Origin of the sequence: Gemmata obscuriglobus, from assembly GCF_008065095.1 — a bacterium.
Taxonomy (GTDB): Bacteria; Planctomycetota; Planctomycetia; order Gemmatales; family Gemmataceae; genus Gemmata; species Gemmata obscuriglobus.
The window spans coordinates 1,649,537-1,666,594 of the sequence record NZ_CP042911.1 but is presented as its reverse complement, the minus strand read 5'-3'; the positions used below and the strand labels follow the sequence as shown (position 1 = coordinate 1,666,594).

At 67.5% G+C, this 17,058-nt stretch carries 10 protein-coding genes and 2 pseudogenes; 9 read left to right on the top strand and 3 right to left on the bottom strand.

The features are described from left to right. Nucleotides 1-10: 10 nt before the first annotated feature. Nucleotides 11-1,267: pseudogene (locus GobsT_RS41420) on the bottom strand (IS110 family RNA-guided transposase). A 365-nt stretch (nt 1,268-1,632) separates the two neighbouring features. Between GobsT_RS41420 and GobsT_RS06905 the strand changes: the two are divergent. Together GobsT_RS06905 and GobsT_RS06900 are read left to right on the top strand one after the other, a co-directional pair. Continuing rightward, a pseudogene (locus GobsT_RS06905) lies at nt 1,633-2,273 on the top strand (DUF6444 domain-containing protein); the annotation flags it as partial. 184 nt (nt 2,274-2,457) lie between these two features. Then, entirely contained in the window at nt 2,458-3,096 is a 639-nt protein-coding gene (locus GobsT_RS06900; RefSeq protein WP_010034169.1) for a hypothetical protein, read from the top strand. A gap of 42 nt (nt 3,097-3,138) precedes the next feature. Here GobsT_RS06900 and GobsT_RS06895 read toward each other — a convergent pair whose 3' ends face one another. Further along, nucleotides 3,139-3,561: a hypothetical protein gene (locus GobsT_RS06895; RefSeq protein ID WP_010034172.1), complete on the bottom strand. Its 423-nt coding sequence runs from the start codon at nt 3,559-3,561 to the stop codon at nt 3,139-3,141. Nucleotides 3,562-3,575: 14 nt separating this feature from the next. Next, on the bottom strand, nt 3,576-6,224 hold the full coding sequence (gene mobF, locus GobsT_RS06890) for a MobF family relaxase (RefSeq protein ID WP_010034174.1): 2,649 nt from the start codon (nt 6,222-6,224) through the stop codon (nt 3,576-3,578). Between the two features lie 331 nt (nt 6,225-6,555). On the opposite strand from mobF, the gene GobsT_RS06885 reads away from it, so the two are divergent. From GobsT_RS06885 to GobsT_RS06855, 7 genes are all read left to right on the top strand, one after another. Next, nucleotides 6,556-7,737 (top strand): PDDEXK nuclease domain-containing protein, encoded by a 1,182-nt coding sequence (locus GobsT_RS06885; RefSeq protein WP_010034176.1) that lies wholly within the window; start codon nt 6,556-6,558, stop codon nt 7,735-7,737. Between the two features lie 487 nt (nt 7,738-8,224). Then, nucleotides 8,225-8,428: a hypothetical protein gene (locus tag GobsT_RS06880; protein WP_010034177.1), complete on the top strand. Its 204-nt coding sequence runs from the start codon at nt 8,225-8,227 to the stop codon at nt 8,426-8,428. Nucleotides 8,429-8,690: 262 nt separating this feature from the next. Next, nucleotides 8,691-9,047, top strand: coding sequence for a hypothetical protein (locus tag GobsT_RS06875; protein ID WP_010034178.1), 357 nt, complete (start codon nt 8,691-8,693; stop codon nt 9,045-9,047). Nucleotides 9,048-9,078: 31 nt separating this feature from the next. Continuing rightward, a complete protein-coding gene (locus tag GobsT_RS06870) occupies nt 9,079-9,351 on the top strand; it encodes a type II toxin-antitoxin system ParD family antitoxin (protein WP_029600642.1) in 273 nt (90 codons plus the stop codon). Continuing rightward, nucleotides 9,344-9,670, top strand: a complete 327-nt coding sequence (locus GobsT_RS06865; RefSeq protein ID WP_109571235.1) for a type II toxin-antitoxin system RelE/ParE family toxin — start codon at nt 9,344-9,346, stop codon at nt 9,668-9,670. Before GobsT_RS06870 ends, GobsT_RS06865 begins: the two co-directional genes overlap by 8 nt. A gap of 308 nt (nt 9,671-9,978) precedes the next feature. After that, complete coding sequence (locus GobsT_RS06860) at nt 9,979-10,671, top strand: hypothetical protein (protein ID WP_010034185.1); 693 nt, start codon at nt 9,979-9,981, stop codon at nt 10,669-10,671. Nucleotides 10,672-11,254: 583 nt separating this feature from the next. Further along, on the top strand, nt 11,255-16,846 hold the full coding sequence (locus tag GobsT_RS06855) for a sacsin N-terminal ATP-binding-like domain-containing protein (RefSeq protein WP_010034189.1): 5,592 nt from the start codon (nt 11,255-11,257) through the stop codon (nt 16,844-16,846). The last annotated feature ends 212 nt before the right edge of the window (nt 16,847-17,058 follow it).

The window sequence follows — 17,058 nt, the reverse complement described above, 5'->3', positions numbered from 1 at the left end:
GCTCTGAAAATTACTCCGGTAGTGCTGCCGGCTCGGGCGTCGGGCTTGGCTCCAAGGTCACCTTGTGTCCGAGTTGCTCCAGACGGTGCACCAGGTTGCGGGCCAACCGTTCGGGTTGGAGCCGGTCGTAGAAGTCGGCTCCGAGTTCCTGGTATGCCACCCGATGGCGGAGCACCTGATACACGATCACCAGTAGGGTATGCCCGATCGCCAGCAGGGCCCGCTTGGCGCCGCGCCGCCGGGCCATCCGCCGGTACCGGGCGCCCAGGTACGTCTTCTTCGAGTGGGACGCGGCCCACCCGGCTTGCACCAGGGCCTGTCGGAGCTACCGGTTCCCGCGCCGAGTGCGTCCCGTCCGCCGCTTCCCGGCGCTCTCGTTGTTGCCGGGGCACATCCCGGCCCAGCTTGCGCATCGCCCGGCCGTCGGGAACGGGTCGACGGTCGGCCCGATCTCGGCCAGCAGCACCTCGGCCGTGTGCTTCTGGATTCCAGGGATCGTGGTCAGCAGGTTCAGCGCCTCGACGTCCGGAGCCGTGAGCTGGGCGATCCGGGCATCCAGTTGGGCCACCAGCCGATCCAGCTGATCGATGTGCTCCAGGAGCACCTTGAGTAGGAACCGGTGGTGTTCGGTCACCCGCCCGCGGAGCGCCTCCCGGAGCTACGGGATCTTCCCCCGCATCCGGCGCCGGGCCAAGTCGGCCAGTACCGCGGGGTCGTCCTGCCCGGCGATGATGGCGTCGAGCATGGCCCGGCCGGACACCCCGAGCACGTCGCTGGCCACGCTCCCCAGCTTGATGTTGGCGTCCTCCAGTACCTTCTGGACCCGGTTCGCCGCTGCGGTCTGCTCGGCCCCCAGTTGGGACCGGTGCCGGGTCCGATCCCGCAACTCGCGCTGGCGGGTCGGTGGGATGAAGCTGGCGGTCAGCAGCCCGTGCTGGAGCAGCTGGGCGATCCAGGCGCAGTCGGCCACGTCGGCCTTGCGCCCGGGTACCTGCTTGATGTGCTGGGCGTTCACCAGCAGGAGCGTGAACCGGCCGTCGAGGACGTTGAACACCGGCTTCCAGTACACCCCGGTCGATTCCATGGCCGCATGGGTGACGCCCTCGGCCGCCAGCCATGTGGCCAGCTCCTCCAGGGCCCGGGTGTGGGTGGCGAAGGTGCGCACTTCCTGGCGAGCCCGCTTGCCGCCATCGTGGTGCCGGACGCACGCGACCACGGTATCCTTGTGCACGTCCAACCCGGCGCAGTGCGGGTACACGGTGTCCACGGCCGATCCTCCTCAAGGAGAGCGGCCCGCCCCGGGGACGGCGATGGGGTCAGAACATTCTGCTCGGCGTGCTCCCCGCGGGCGCCGGGGGCAACAGTCTCGTGGTCGTGGGACCGTCCGGCCAGACTTTCTGTCGGGCTTGCAGCACCAGTACCGTGCGGCCTCGCTCCGGGGCGGACCACCTATCAGTGTAACCGATCGCCTGCCCCCCATTTTCATGGTCTCTGTGAGCCGCAACGCGTCATGACGACTTTCCGCGAATTGTAAGCATTCACGGGATGCGAGCTGTGCATTTTCCAGGTCTTTTTACTCGCGTCGGCGCGGGGTTGCCTCACGAGCTGGTGTTCCGTAATCGAACGGACGCGATGGCACCTGTTCCTCAACCGCCGGACCTGCCACCCGATCTGCCACCGTCGGTGGTGGCGTACATTCGCGCGCTGGAAGCGGCGGTGACGGAGTTGCGAGCCACGGTCGCCGATCTCCAGGCCCGGTTGAACCAGAACTCGACCAACTCGTCGAAGCCCCCGTCGTCCGATGGCCCGCCGGTGAAGCCGGCCCCGCCCAATGGGCCGTCGGAGAAGCGTCGGGGCGGGCAACCGGGGCACCCCAAGGCCGAGCGCACCTGCTGCCGCCCGATCAGGTGCGGGCCCTCAAGCCGGACGTGTGCCGCGGGTGCGCACACCCGCTGGTCGGGGACGACCCGACACCGCGCGTGCACCAGGTGCACGAGACCCCGGTCGTCAAGCCGCACGTGGTCGAGTACCGGTGCCATCGGCTCCGGTGCCCCCGGTGCGGGGTTACCACCGTTGCCCCGGTGACCGCGGACGCGGTCACCGGGTACGGTCCCCGTGCCCAAGCGGTGGCCGCCATGCTCACCGGGTCGTGCCGCCTGGGCAAGCGGGCGGTGAGCCGCCTGTTCGACGACCTGTTCGGGTTGCCCATCTGCCCGGTCCCGGTCAGCCCGCTCATCGCCACGGAGCGCGACGCGGTCCGGTTAGAGCCTGTTATGAACCTGGGTGAGCCCGCCGCTCGTTTTCCCGGCGTTTTTGCGTTTTCGCAGGGCTGGGACATCGAAGAAGGGGCGCGGCCGTCTGGCACGCACGTGCCGTCACGCTGAAATCAAAGCGTTTTCACACGCTCCAGGTTCATAACAGGCTCTAGGGTTCGCCACCTGGGCGCGGGCCGCGCGGTTGCTGTTCGGCGCGGACGTGGCGGCCGCGTGGCCGAGCCCGCCGCCGGCCCGCCGGCTGGCCTACGAAATGGCGATTGCCTATGGGTACTTGGCCCGGCTGTTCGAGTCGTGGCCGCCCGGCCCGGACGAGCCGTGGCTAGGCCTGGTTCGTGGCCCCGTTCGGTTACCGGACGGCACCGAGCGCCCCGGGACGCGGCGCCTGGTCGGGGCGGTGCTGGCCGTCGCGTGCGTGCTGGTCGCCCAGCGCTCGGGCGTTTGGGTCGCAGCCAAAAGAGAGATCGGCCCCGCCTACCGGGCCACTGTCGGGGGACGTGCGGCGGATGTGGTGGACGTGGTCTACAACCGGTGCCGCATTGCGTGGGGGTACGCGGTCCCGACCGGCCGAGCGGAGCAGCTCGAGCTCCAGCAGATCTGCACCGGTGCGCTGAGCTTCTTGACGTCGTTCGAGGCGACCTATCGCGAGTTCCTACACAGTGAACGGAACGCTCCGGATGCCGCACGGGCGCACTTCGCGGCGGAGCGGCTGACATCCCTGGCCGCCGCGCCCGGGGCCGTGTTCTCGGGCGTTCCGCCCGAGGCCGGCAACCCACCTCTCGGTCAAGGCGGGCGGGAGTTCGGTCAAGGCGAGCGGGAGTAAGGTACCGTGCGGTGTCGTGCACCCCGCTTGAGGGTTCGAAATCTAGCATTCCTCGGCGGCGCGTTTGCCACGCACCTCAAGGGTGGTGACCACCGGCACATTGGGGCCGAGCGCGAGGGCGTGCATCTCATCGGTTTGGCACACCTCCCGCACCTTGTGGTCGCCGAGTAACCGGACCAACTCGGCCAGGTTCCGCCCCTGCACGGTGACCCGGTGGCGGGTGAACTCGAGCACGCATCCCAGGTTCGGGTTGTCCGTATCCAGGCAGTACAGGTGGCTGTACGCGAGCGTCTTAGCACGCCCGTCCTTGCGGGCGAAAGTGACCGCGATCTGCGCCCGATGACCCACCCGTCCGCAAGCGAACGGCCGTGGCTCGTCGTCCTCGACCGGCGCAGCTCCCGGCGCCACCTCGGCCAGGATCCGCCGCACGTCCTTGACCCGCTCGCCGAACTTTGCCTCGCTCATTGCTCCGTCCTCCCTCAGCCGCCACGTCCGGTGCGCTCGTCGCGCGCATGAGCCAGCTCGGCCTCGAACTGTCGCGCGCGTGCCAGACTAGCAAGCCGCTGCAAGAATGTCACTCGTCGGTTGAGCTGTTTCGGCCCGCGGAAGGCTATCAGATCGGTTGCCGACACCCGGCACTCGGCCCGCTGCACCGCCTCCCGCAGGGCATTCTTGTCGTCCGTGTAGATCGTGGCCAACCTCCGCGCCCGACTGACCGAGACGTAGAACTGCTCTCGGGTCGAAGCCACAAACGTGTCGGCCGGCTGTGCGATCAGCACTCGGTCCACGGTCCGCCCCTGGGACGCGTGGCTGGTGCTCGCGTACCCGTGTGCCAGATGCCCGAACCCGGCCGGCAGGATCTTGCCCGTGTCGAGTTGCAGATCACCCGTGGCCGTGAAACCGGTCACCGTGAACGTGGTCCCGTTGGACAGCCGCGACCCGTCGGACGCCTTGCCCCCGGCGGTGAGCCGGATCACGTCTCCGACGGCCACCTTCAGCTCCGCCCGGCGATACGCCTGGAACCGTCCCGCGAGCGACACCGGTACGGCTTCGGGCTCTGTGACCGCGAGCCGTGAGCCGGCCACATGCCCTTTTGCGCCCCGGACGAACTGGAGCACTTCGCCGCCGCGGTACGCGTGCCGGTCGGCCCGCTCCGCTTCCGTCAGGTTGAGCGGCACCAACCGATTGAAGGCTCGCTCTTCGCCGAGTTGCCCCGCCGCCTTCCGTCGCTCGCGAATGGCCGCCGTCACTGCCTCTCCTTCTTTGTGCGTGGGCGCGACCACCAGGGCCGTCTGTCCGCCGCCGGTCGCGACCATATAGTCGGTTGCGATCGTCGCGTTGCGATCCTCCCCGGCCTCCCGCACCCACCCGAGCACATCCAGGGCGGCGAATCCGTCTTCCGTGCGCCCCGCGGCCAGGTGTTCGACCGCCTGTTTGTACGCCGCCTTCTGCCGACGGATGTCCTTGACCTCCGCGACCGGGAGCCCGGCGTGCGACTCGAGGAGCGACAGGGCCGGCCCCCGGGCCACGCTCCGGTGCTGCCGCGTGTCGCCCATCAGCACCACCCGCGCGTCCTGCTCCCGCGCCACCTCAAACACCTGCGCCAGATCGTGCACCCCCAGGAGCCCGGCCTCGTCGACCCAGATTACGCCCCCGCGCATCCGGGCCTGGGCCTTTTCATCGGTCAGGAACGCGGCCACCGTGTCGGATTCGGCAAAGTGCTCGCGCAGCACGTCCCGGGCGGCCAGCGCCGTCGGGGCCAGGACCGCTACCGGCAGTCCGGCGGCGCGGATCTCCTCGACCGCCTCCTGGATGAGTGTGGTCTTACCGGCGCCGGCCACCCCGCGCGCGAGCACCACCCGGTCGGACGAGCCGAGCACGTGCCGCACTGCCCCTTGCTGCTCCGCGCTCAGCCAATCCCGTCGCAGCCTGTGGTTGGCGGCGATCGGCACGCAGGTGCCGCGCCCGTCGCGGGCGAAGGAGAGCAGCTTCTGCTCCTCGGCCAGTACCGCCCGGCTGGTCGTTACCCGCTGCCCGTCGAGGGTCGTCGTCAGCGCCCCCTGGCGCTCGGCCTCCGCCCGTAGACCCTCGGGGCGCACCACCCCGATGCCGTACCGCAGCGCCTCGGCCAGGAGCCGCTTCTCCGGCACCACCGCGTCCCGCTCGAAGTGGTGCGCCATCGAATACCGCACGGCGTCTTCCACAGACACAGCGCGGCTCGGGGCCAGGCCCCCCTCGGCGGCTTTGCGGACCCCGTCCAGTTCCGCCTGCTCTTTGCCGTCGAGCCGCCCGCGCCAGTAGCTGCGCAACGATTCGATCCCGTCGTCGACCTTGTTGAGTCGTGAGGTCGCCCCGAGCGTGGCCCGTTGCGCCGGATCGGTCATCCCCAGCTTCTCGGCCAGCGCGTCGATCTCGGTCCGACGGCGCGAGAACTTCTTTTCGAGGGTCGGCGAGATCCCGGCGATCGACCAGTCCTTACCGCGCCGCTCGATCCCGTAGCCGAGGTCCCCGAGCCCCGCCGCCAGCCGCGCGTGGAACGCCTCCTGCCAGTACGGCGCGTCGCGCTTCAGGTCCCGGTGCTGGGTCGCCTTCCACCGGCCCTCGTCCCGATCCCAGGTGGCGTTGAACACGGTCACGTGGGCGTGCAACTGCGGGTCCGGTTTCAGATCCTCTTTGCTCGGGCGCGAGGTGCGGTGTACGAACATCGCCCAGGCCATGTTGCCGGTGGTCCGGTCCTCGGCCGCGCCACCTTTGCGCACCCGGGTTTGGGTCTCCGGTTCGATCTCGTTCATGGTGTCCTGCACGGCTCCCCGGAACACGTCCAGGATCCGCTCGTCACCGCCTAGCTCATACAAGAGGCTGACCGCCTTGGGGACGTCGAAACTCCAGTCGTAGAGCACCGTCCGCTCGGACTTGGTGCGCGCCGTCAGCTGCCGCCCGGACCGCGGGTCGTGGTTGTCGCACAGGGCGTGGAAATCCTCGCGCTGCACCTCACCCGATAAGCCGAGCAGGGCGGCCCCGCGCCCGCCCCAGGCGCCGGGCAACTCGGCCCCGTCGACGTAATAGTCGGACTGGGCGTAGTAGCCCTTGGCGGCGTTGGCGTGGGACTGCTGGACGATGCGGAGCATGCGGGATTGTACGGCGGTTGCGTGCTCCCGATGCACGAGCCGTGCCAAGTGTTTCCCGGCCCGGTTTCCCGGTGCGTTTTACGGTCGTCCGCGCGCGATGCATGCCGTGTCTCAATCACCATTCCGACCCGCGCCGGCATCCACTGACTCCGCGTCATGACCTGGTAGTAGCGAGTCGCGAACGGCCGCGAGCGCGATGGCCGGCGCTCGTTACCGTAATACATGCCACAGTTTGTCAAGTGGCCGGGACCAATACAGGGTTCACAGTCAGGACTTGCCCTTGCTGACGGGCACTGATAGCGTGCGGGACGATTCCCTTGGAAAACCACGTATGGCCAAAAAGAAACCTGCCCCCAAATCTCGCACGCCGGCGAAGCCGAAGACGGGGCTTCTGCCCGGCAGCGCGGGCGCACCGTATCACGGGCTGCTCTCTGAACTGTCCGCACTTCTCGCTCACGCTCGTGCCGCAACGGCCCGGGCGGTCAACGGGGTGATGACCGCGACCTATTACGAACTGGGCCGCCGCATCGTTGAGTTCGAGCAAGGCGGAAAGGAGCGGGCCGGGTACGGGGAGGAAATCATCACGCGGCTTTCGGCGGACCTGACCCAGCAATTCGGGCGTGGGTTCTCGCGGTCCAACCTGTTCCAAATCCGCGGCTTTTACCTCGGCTGGCACATAGTCCAGACGCCGTCTGGACTTTTCCAAATCCGTGCGACCCACGATACGGGCGGAGAATTCGGACACCGACCGGCGCCGACGGGAGCACTGGTCACGACCGAAACCTTTCCGCTGCCGTGGTCCCATTACGTCCGGCTGATGACCGTTGCCGGCACCGCGGCCCGGCAGTTCTACGAAGAAGAAGCGATCAAGGGCGGGTGGTCGGTGCGCCAACTCGACCGCCAGATCTCGACCCAGTTCTATGAGCGTCTGGCGGGATCGAAACACAAAAGCGAATTGCTCGCCAAGGCCCACGTCCCGCAGGCACCAGATGCGATCGACCCGTCGCTCCTGGTGCGCGATCCGTACCTGTTAGAGTTTTTGAATCTGGCGGACGAGTACGGGGAAAGCGAACTCGAAGAAGCGATCATCCGCAACCTCGAAGGGTTCCTCGTCGAGCTCGGCCGCGGGTTCACCTTCGTCGCGCGCCAGCGGAAGATCCGCATCGACGCGCAGTGGTACAAAATCGACCTGCTCCTGTTCCACCGGCGGCTCCGGTGCCTTGTCGTCATTGACTTAAAAATCGGTGCATTCAGCCACGCCGACGCGGGGCAGATGAACATGTACCTGAACTACGCGCGCGAGCACTTAACGGAGCCCGGTGAGAACGAGCCCGTCGGCCTGATCCTGTGCAGCGAGAAGAGTGACACGGTCGTGCGGTACGCGATGGGTGGCATCAACGCCCAGGTGTTCGCGTCCGAATACCTCACGGTCCTGCCGCCGGAAGACGAATTGCGGGCGACCATCGAACGCACCCGGCAAGCGCTATCCATACGGCCGAGGAAGAGCGACTGATCTCGCTTTCGTTACGCGCCCCCGGTCACCCAGCGCGCGATGGGTGAGTATACCCGCAAGCGCCGAGATCCGGTCCCAGGAGCCCGCAGGGCACATTTGCACGGGTGCTGGATCGGTCCGTTAATAGCGCACACGCGACATCGGGCCGGCGCGCTCTGTCCCTGGCAGCACACACGCATGAGCCGTTCTGGCGCACAACCTCATTCCTTCGGAGCCTTGTAGCACATTCGGCGACTCCCATCGTCTCGTCTCGGGTGCTGCGGATGACTCCCCCTCCACTTCGTAGCGGACTCGCACCACGGGGCCTTCAGACGGGCACCATGAACCGGCTCCGGCGGGCCCCTCAAGGGGAAAATCGGCTCCCCCTGAAGGTCGCCCCCAATTTTCCCCTTGAGCGGACGTGAGAGACTCCCGGCGGACCTGTTCCGAAGGGGTGCCGTCAGGCCCCGGATGGTCCGGGACCGCCACACGAACAAGGAGAAGGTTTATGTCCGACACCACCCACATCGATCACCCGAAGAAGGCCCCCACTTACATCGCACACACCGTCCGTGACGCCGGCGACGGCAAGAGCTACTGGAACCGCGTTGGGGTGGCCTGGACCAACAGGAGCGGCAAGGGCCTCGTGGTCCAGCTGGAAGCGGTCCCGCTCGACGGGCGGATCGTCCTCGTCCCCCCGACCAAGGAGTAACCCGCAACCGATCGGAGCGGGCCCGCCCGCTCCGGTCCCGGTCACCGTCTCAGGGGACTTCCGTCCCCTCTCCGCTCCAACCCCGCCTTCGGCCCGGCGGCTGCGCGCCGGCAATCGTCCCCGGCCGTCGGCCTCCTCGCGGGCGCTGCGCTCCAAGATTCCCGGCGCTGCGGGGGTGTTCCGCTCCCACCCCTGAATCTCGCCGATGGGCAGAAGGTATGGCGTTGTGCCATACACTTCAGAACCATGAAAGGAATCAGCCATGACCGCCACGCACGTCCCCCACCACCGGCTCATCCCCGAGGCCATCCGGCTCGGGCTCCGGGTGCGAGTGCTGCACCGCGCGCTCGACGCGGACCCGACGCTGGAAGGCCCGAACGGCGCGGGCAACGAGCTCGACCGGGTCGAGCTCCTCCGCCTGGGGATGCAGCTCTACGGTATCGTGGAAGTCCTTCAGCTTCTGGGGCAGACCCCGAACGCCTACATGAACGCCGAGGCCATGGACGTGCTCCGCGCGGTCGTCCAGGAGGCCGCCGCGCTCGAGCGGGAGCCCTGGGCCGCGGCCATTCTGGAGCGGGCGGCCGGCACGCCACCGTCTTTAGGCGATGTCAATGTTTGACATTGTGGGCGATTTGCGCTACGGTCGGCCCATGTCTTTAAACGTGTCCCTGCCCCCACACCTCGAGGCGTTCGTCCAGCAAACGGTGCGCGACGGCCGGTTCCAGTCGGCGAGCGAAGTGGTGCGTGCCGCCCTGCGCCTGCTCGAGGAGCGAGAGCAGGCGCGCGAGGCCTGCTTGGAGTGGCTGCGCGGCGAGATCCGCCGGGGGCTCGACAGCGGCCCCGCCGAGCCGTTCGAGGCGTCGTTCTGGTCGGACCTGCGAGACGACCTCCAGGCGCGCGGCGACGGTTCGGCGCGTGACTGATCGGGTCACCCGCACCCCGCAGGCGCGGACCGATCTGATCGAACTGGCCGAGTATTACTGGGCCGAGGCGGGGCTTGCGACAGCGCTGCGCTTCGTCGAGGGCACCGAGGCCGCGCTCCGGGCTCTCTGCGAACACCCGCGCATGGGTGCGGTGCTCGACCTGCCGGTCGGCACCGAGGCCGGCGTCCGCCGCTGGCACATCACCGGGTTTACGCGCCTGGTGATGCTCTACCGTCCGACCGTCGACGGCGTTCAACTCATCCGCGTCCTCGACACCGCTCGCGACATCGAAGATCTGTTTCACTCCGACCCGCACTGATGCACGCCCGGATCCTTCTCTTGCGCGCTGTGGGTAACGCGAGCGCGCGCGCACTCCGAGCATGCGCTGAAGCGAGGGAGCGTTATCCACAGCCGGCCCCGGGCCGGGACCGTTCTGCCAACTGGGTCGTTGAGGCGCGCGGCCGAAAGGCCGCGCGCCCCGGGTGCGGTCACAGTCAGTTGACCGACTGATACAGCGGCGGAGCGGGATGGCTCTGTTTGACAAGCATTTCCGGTCGCGCTAGAACAAGCGAGCCACTCACCGCCCGGAGGCTTCGTGTCACACCTCACTCCTCGCCCGTTCCTCTCATGACCGCCCGCGATGTGCGCGACGTGATCCTGGCCCGGCTGCCCGCCATCGGCTCGCCCGGCGAGCGCCCGTTTACCGATCCCGACATCGACCGCGAGCGCGCCTGGGAGCTGATCGCCCGCGAATACATCGAGACCCTCCAGCAGTTCGACCGTACCACCCTGGAGCGGGCCTTCGGGAGGGTGCGGGACACCAACACGACCGGGTTCTGGCCGAGCCCGGGCCGGTTACGCCAAGCGGCGCTCGCCCTCGCCCCGAGCATCCCCGACCCCGACGCCGGCCGGCGGCGCGAGGCGGATGCGCAGGCGGAAGCCTATGTATCGCGGTTCGTGCGAACCAGCAAGCTGTACCGGGAAGCGAAGCGGGACGGGTGGGCCGGGTCCCTGCTCGACTACGTCCAGTCCGCGGCCGCGCTCCAGGCCCAGGTGCTCGCCGGCACACGCGGGGTGAGCTGGGACCGGGTGCTGCTCGACCCGGACTCGAGCGCCGAACCGCGGGAGCAGATCGACGCCCTCATCCGCGGGTGGCGCGACGGCGGACTCGCCGAGGTGAAGGTGGCCGTCCCCAAGGCCCGCATCGCGGTGTGGCGGGCGGCCGCAACGGAGCGGCCGGCGCCGGCCGGCGACACGCCCTGGCAGGAGGTGGTCGCGCGCCTGACCGCGTCCGCCAAGCGCCCCGGCGGTCCGGGCTGAGACCGCGCCGCCACGCTCGCTTCCTTCGTTCGCTCCCCGCCCTGTGCCCCTGCGGGGTCTATTTGTGCCTGCTTGCAGTGCCGCGAAGGGGCATCCAGGATGCCCCTTCGCTTCCTTGTTTGGGCCTTCACACTTCTTCCCTATGCGTGCATAGGGACCGAATTTCACCGGGGAAACCAAGAATTTAGCTAGAGGGATGACTGAGTCGAGTTCGGACAACTGACCGGGCGAGATGTCGCTCGCCTGGTGACGACATCGCCCGTTCTTGTGGTGCCATCGACACCAATACTCCCAGCAATTTAGGGGAAGAGCGTCATAGCACGTTACGGCCGGAACACCTGAACAAGTAGTGAAGCCACTTCGGTGTGTCGGACCGCAGCGCGCAACGTCTGCTTCTTCGGGTTCGGCGGTGCTCCCTCTGGTTTGGTCCGATTCGTGTAGTCGGTTCCCAAAGTCTTCGGTGAAGGCCACCCCGCGCGTCACATTTGCAGTAGGATTTGGGAACGACCATTCACTATGTGGCGGAGTGCCGGGCCTGACCCACCCGTTGCCCGATCCGCTGTCCCCGACGAGACCAGAGCCCATGGCGACCACGGCGATTCCCGCGAATGCAGCAGTTCCCACGGGTTCGCCGTCCCTGCTGCGCGACCTCTGGTACCGTCGACTCGACACCCTCATCTCCGGGATCGCCAACAAGGACACCTACTACGTCCAGATCGCGAACGCCGCGGAGCACATCAGCGCCGAGTACCACGGACGGTTTTTGATCGAGCTTCTCCAGAACGCGAATGACCAAGCCGTTCGGCAGGGCCTGAAGGACACGGCCGTCACGATCCACTGGACCGAGCGCCTGCTGGCGATCGGCAACAGCGGCCAGCCGTTCGACGAAGCGAAGGTGGACGCCATCACCTCGATCTTCAAGAGCGACAAGCAGGCGGATAAGTGCCTCGGCAACAAGGGGATCGGTTTCAAGGCCGTCTTCCAGGTCGCCGACTCGGCCGAGATCTACAGTGCCGCGCCGGGCGGGAGCCTGTGGGACGGCTGCCCAACCGCCTTCCGGATCGTGCGCAAGCCGTTCGAGGACGAGACGTTCTTGGCGGACATGCGCGACATCGCGGACGAATTGCTCCTGGAGCAGCCGGGGCGCCTTCGCAAGATCGAACCGAACGGTTCCACAGCAGCGGCCACCGAGGTGGTCCTTCGTGAAGCGCGCCGGGCGGCGGGATTCACGTTCCCGCTTCCCTGTAGCGACGGCCATTTCCACCACCGCGTCAAGGCACTCAACCTCACCGAGGACGTCCTGCGCACGACCCAGACGCTCGTCGTGCTGCCCCTCGACGGAACGCGTCACGCGGATGTCGAGAGCGCCATCGACGAGATGCAGGATGGGAAACACGCCGCGGGTGGTGGTCCAACCGGCACGGCCTTTTTGTTCCTGCCGGGTATCGCCACGATTACGATCGTGGACCACGTCCGGGACTGTCGCGTGGAGCTGAAGAAGGAGGAGACTGCCCCACTGGAAGAACTCTCGCCGGGCGTTACGCTCCGTCGTCTGCGCACCACGCGCTTGCGTAGTGCCCTTTCGCTGGCGAGCGCTGAGCCACCGGGGCCGGGGCAGGACTGGTGGGTCGCCGAGCGGTTCCTGGGCGAGGGTGACGACAAAGACGCAGCCAACGAGCGGGACGCGATCCGAGAAGCGATTGAGGCGTTGCGGCTTCCGGAAGAGAACTGGCAGCGAATCGAGAAAATTCCCGTCGCGGTGGCGCTCCCCCAACCCGTGTTAGCGGAGAAGCAAGCCGCTGCGACGCTCGGCCCGTCGGGCCTCTTCTGCATCGGGCTCCCGACGCGAGTGAGCACCGGCCTCCCGCTGTGGGTGAGCTCGCACTTTCACGGGAAGATTGACCGCACGGCGATCGACTTCGACAGCCGGTACAACGATCTGCTCTTCGATGCCGCCGTGGAGTTGGCGGGCGAGCTGCTGGAACGGTTCAAGCGCGAGCCGGAGCGGACGACCCGGCGCCTCGTGACACTGGCGATGGAACGGACGCGCGGCGCCCTGGCGGACGCGTTCTACGCCCCCGACGGGTTCGCACGTGGCGAGGTCGTACTCGCCAACACGGATGCCTTCCTCAAGGCCAGCGACTTGCGCTTACCCAAGGCGGCAGACCTCGCACTCTTCCGGCAACTGACCACCGGAATCAAGAACGTGGAGTCGTTCGGCTTTCGGCTACCCGATCCGATCCTTCTCGAGCACGCGCGCAAGGTGCTCGACGTCCTGAACCCTCAGAGCGAGGTGCCGGACAGCTCCTACCTCAAGAAGAGCGTCGAGCACCGCTCATTGCTCGAGCACGCTGCGAGCGTGCATCGTCAAGACGGCCCGGCGTTCTGGGAACCGTTCTTCACCTTCGTCCTCGACCGCTTCGGCACACAGCAGGACGCGCTCGCGGAGCAAGTCATCCTTCCCACCGGCAAGACAGACCTGTCGAGCGCGAAGGCGCGTGTGTTCTTTCCTCCAGTGCGTCCGGCGCGCGCCGCCGGAGCGACCGAGAAGACGCAGGCGGTCGAAGACGCTGGCGACGAGCTTGCGACAATCGAAGACGGCGTGGCCGCCATGCTCAGATTCTTCGACGACTCCGCGGTCACGATACGGGTCGGGGCGACACGAGACTACACCCCACTCGCTCAGCGGCTGGCCCCGGACAGCGGCCGTGGACTCGTCCGCCAGCCGCGGCAGGACATCCTGATCAACGACGCCCTGATTCCCGCTCTACACGAAGCGCGGGGCGATCACGACCGGATGCTGGCTCTGCTGCGTCAAGCGCTCATCTGGCTGGCCACGATGTCGCAGAAGTTGCGACAGCGCGTCACGACGGACAGCCTCCTCGTTCCGGTCAGCGGTACCGGGGACGCTTGGGCGTGGACGGAGCCGACGAACGCCTACTTCGGCAAGGGGTGGTCGCACGACCCGAACATCGCCCTGCTCGCCCGCGCCTACGGCAGCCGTTCGAACACGTTGCTCATCCCGTGGGATCGCTTCGAGAAGCGCGTCGGCCAGCGTTTCAAGGATGCGGATCGAAGGTGGTGGCTCGACCGCATGAAGGACATCGGCGTTGCCGACTGCCCGCGCATCCGCAGGACCACGAAGCCCATGCTCATCGCAGAGGCGAAGAGCTACAACTACCTCACCCCGTACCTATGGTTGGACCGCCCGCTGTCGTGCCCCGATGCGCTGTGGAAGCAGTACCTCCGCACGGTCTGCCAGCGAATGTCACAGACGAAAACGGGCCAGACCTTCTACCTCAATGAGGTTGCGTGGATCGACGGGCTCGAGGACGACGCCGTTCGGCCGCTGGTCGTCGAGGCGATGCTCCGGAAGCCGGGTCTCTACGCGAGCAGCGCCGGCGCGAAGTTGTCGCGTCACAGCGGTGAGGACAGCTCGGACGTCCCAGCGCTCTGGGTACACGCGCTCTGCGCCGAGAAGTGGGACACCATCCCGACGGGTTCCGGCCTCCGCTCCCCGCAGCGCGCATGGTTTCTCCCGCTCGAGTCGCGGGACGCGAAGGCGGAGCGTTTCGCGTTTCTGACGTGCGTGAAGCCCGAGTTCGGCGACGCGCGAGGGCTGCTGCGGGCGCTCGGGATTGTCTCACTTGAAGAGGCCTCGATCGCGCGGCTGGCCATGGCACTGCATGAGGTCGCGGAGCACATCCCGAAGGCCGGCAGCGACGAGCGGCGGCACATCGAGGCGCTCGCCTCCGACCTGTACGAAGCGATCGACAGACGGCTCAAGGGCACCGAGCAGGCCGGTGCGGTGAAGGCGTTGCTCGGCGCACCGGTGCCGCTCCTCCGGGGTGACGAACTCACCTCCGCGAAGCTCAACGAGACGGATCGGGTGCTGATCGACGACGACTCGATCCGGCGCCGCCACGTCGCGGGTTTCCGGGAGGCGTGGGTTCTCCCGAGGCGCTTCCAGCACACGTATCGCGAACTCGTGAACGCCCTGCGCACGCTCTTGGGGTCAACGCGGGTGGCCCGTGTCAGCGAGCTTCCGATCGACGTGCCCTTCAACCCGCTCGCGCATGGCGTTCCCCTCGTCGACTACCTGCGAGATACCGTTCCGGAGCGGCTGGTGGCGGAGGATCTCGCGCTGCTGATTCTCAAGGGCGCGACCCAGGCGACCTTACCGACCGACGAGGCGTTCCGCGCCGCCTGGCGTCTGTTCTCGCGGACGAGCCTCATCCGCGGCAGGTTCGAGGGCACGATGTCCGAACGCGCCTGCTTCGATGCGCAGCGTGCCGGCGGCCCCGCCCTCCTCGTGGATTCCACGCTGGCACCGCACGAGGTCGTCAGCGAGACTTGGCAGTTGCTCGGAACGTCGTATCGCCCTCTCTGGACCGCCTACGCACAGGAACTCCGCGCGGGTGCCTGTGACCAATTCTTCCAGGACTATGGGACCACTGCGACCGAGCGCATGGAGGTGAAAGTCGCCATCGGCCTGGGCTTCGAGCGCCGTCTGCGGCACTTCCAACCGATCTGCCTCGCGCTCTGGGACCGCGATCACCCGGACGGAACGCTCGACGACTTCCGGCGGGAGTGGTCCCAGCATGCCCGCTCGCCCGAGACCGCCAGCGCGTGGCTCGCTTGGCCCGACTTGCACGTGCGCCTGGAAACGGCATCACGCGTGGACGAACCGCAAGGATCGCTGTCGCTCCTGAAGGGTCTGGGGCTCTCGGTCGCGGTCTGGCAGAGCGCTCGCACGAAGCTCGGCGAGCCGCGGTGGCGCTTCGCCCCCTCCGAGCGCCACTACACATCCGCCCGCGATGCCGTCGCGGGTCACTTGATGGCCTGGTTCGCCTACCTCGTCGTCCCGCGATCTTCCGGCCCGACAGTGCCCGCAGCACTCGCGGACGACGTGGCGGGCTGGGTGGGAGACGTTCGTCGGCTCGCGGTGCCTACGGAGGTCGCCGAGGAGACCCTCAACCCCGAAGCGATTGTCGGCCGCGTCGCCCGTGATGCCCTCGCGCTCGCCGCGCCCCGCCCCACCGTCGCGGGTGCCGCGCAGCTCGTCGATCCGCTGCGCAAGCTCTCCGAGTCGCCACCGTCGGAACTCTCCGCTCTCAAGCTGAAGGATGAACCGGACAAGTCAGCGGGCATCTACGAGCGGGACGACGAGATCGTTCGAGCGCAGCAGGCGGGAGACGCGGTGAACATCGTCCTCAAGGTGGCGGGCGAGCTCGCGCCGAAGTTCGAAGAAACGATCGACCCCGCGGCAATCACGGGGCACGCACTGGTGACGCTGCTGAGCCAGGGCTTCTGGGGGAACCGCGTGGCCGTCATCGCCGCCGTTCGGGACGCCCTCGAGGCCGCGGCCCCGCGCACGGCCGCACGAATGAAGGAGCGGTCTGCATTCCGGGAAGTCGAGGACTGGCGATCACTCTGGAAGAAATTTGAGGAGCTGGGAGACATCCCGGCACCGCCCGCCCCGGCACCGCCGAAACCCACCTTCAACGTCCTCAGCGCCGGCTGGACGCGCGAGGACTTCGAAACCTCCGCCGCCAAGGGGCCGGCCGGGACGGTCGCACAGAACCTGGAAGCGGCAGTCAACCCCGCTCTCAATCTCGCAGCCATCCGCTCGGTGTCCCGCGGCGCAGTGCAACGTCCCACGAAGCGGGGCCGACCCGGCGCGGGCAGTGGAGGAGGCGCCCGGACGCGCGTGTCAGAGGACTACCTCGCAGTCCTCGGGGCCGTCGGCGAATACTTCGTCTACCAGCAGTTGAAGGCGCTGTGTCCGGACTTTGACCTGACGAATTGGCTGTCGAAAGGCAGGGAGCGCTTCGGGTTCAGCGCTGGGAACGATACCTTAGGCTATGACTTCTCCTATGACGACGTCACCGGCGCTCTCGCAGGTTCTCGTATCATGCCACGCTGCCTCATCGAGGTGAAGTCGTCCGCGCATGACGGCGGCAGCGTGTTCGAGATGACGACGAACGAGTGGGAGGTGGCCCAGGGGTGCCACGGTGACCCGAAGTCCGGAACCTACGTCATCATCCGTGTCGCCAATCTGACCTCGAAGCCATGCGTGACCGACGTCCTCGTCGATCCCGTACAGTTGCACCTCGATGGCGTTCTCGATTACACGAGCCGGGATCTCCTCATCATCCTCGGTGCGCCGAAATGACCGCAGGCATAGTGAGGGCGGTGTGGCACTGCGTCCGCATCGTGCTCTCTCCGAGACCTCCCCCACACATCGAATGTTGCGTGCGTCGGTCACCTCGACCGTGGGCGCTAACGAAGGAAAGTGGGAGTTCATGAATTCTGGCGTTCTGGAAATCACGCTTGCCACCGTTCCGGCGTTCCCGAACGGTAGAATTAGCAAATTCCGGCGTTCGT

Coding starts and splice junctions, on each gene's coding strand:
- GobsT_RS06880 (WP_010034177.1), top strand. CDS start 8,225: ATGTCCGACACCACCCACATCGATCACCCGAAGAAGGCCCCCACTTAC.
- mobF (WP_010034174.1), bottom strand. CDS start 6,224: ATGCTCCGCATCGTCCAGCAGTCCCACGCCAACGCCGCCAAGGGCTAC.
- GobsT_RS06860 (WP_010034185.1), top strand. CDS start 9,979: ATGACCGCCCGCGATGTGCGCGACGTGATCCTGGCCCGGCTGCCCGCC.
- GobsT_RS06870 (WP_029600642.1), top strand. CDS start 9,079: ATGTCTTTAAACGTGTCCCTGCCCCCACACCTCGAGGCGTTCGTCCAG.
- GobsT_RS06895 (WP_010034172.1), bottom strand. CDS start 3,561: ATGAGCGAGGCAAAGTTCGGCGAGCGGGTCAAGGACGTGCGGCGGATC.
- GobsT_RS06885 (WP_010034176.1), top strand. CDS start 6,556: ATGGCCAAAAAGAAACCTGCCCCCAAATCTCGCACGCCGGCGAAGCCG.
- GobsT_RS06875 (WP_010034178.1), top strand. CDS start 8,691: ATGACCGCCACGCACGTCCCCCACCACCGGCTCATCCCCGAGGCCATC.
- GobsT_RS06855 (WP_010034189.1), top strand. CDS start 11,255: ATGGCGACCACGGCGATTCCCGCGAATGCAGCAGTTCCCACGGGTTCG.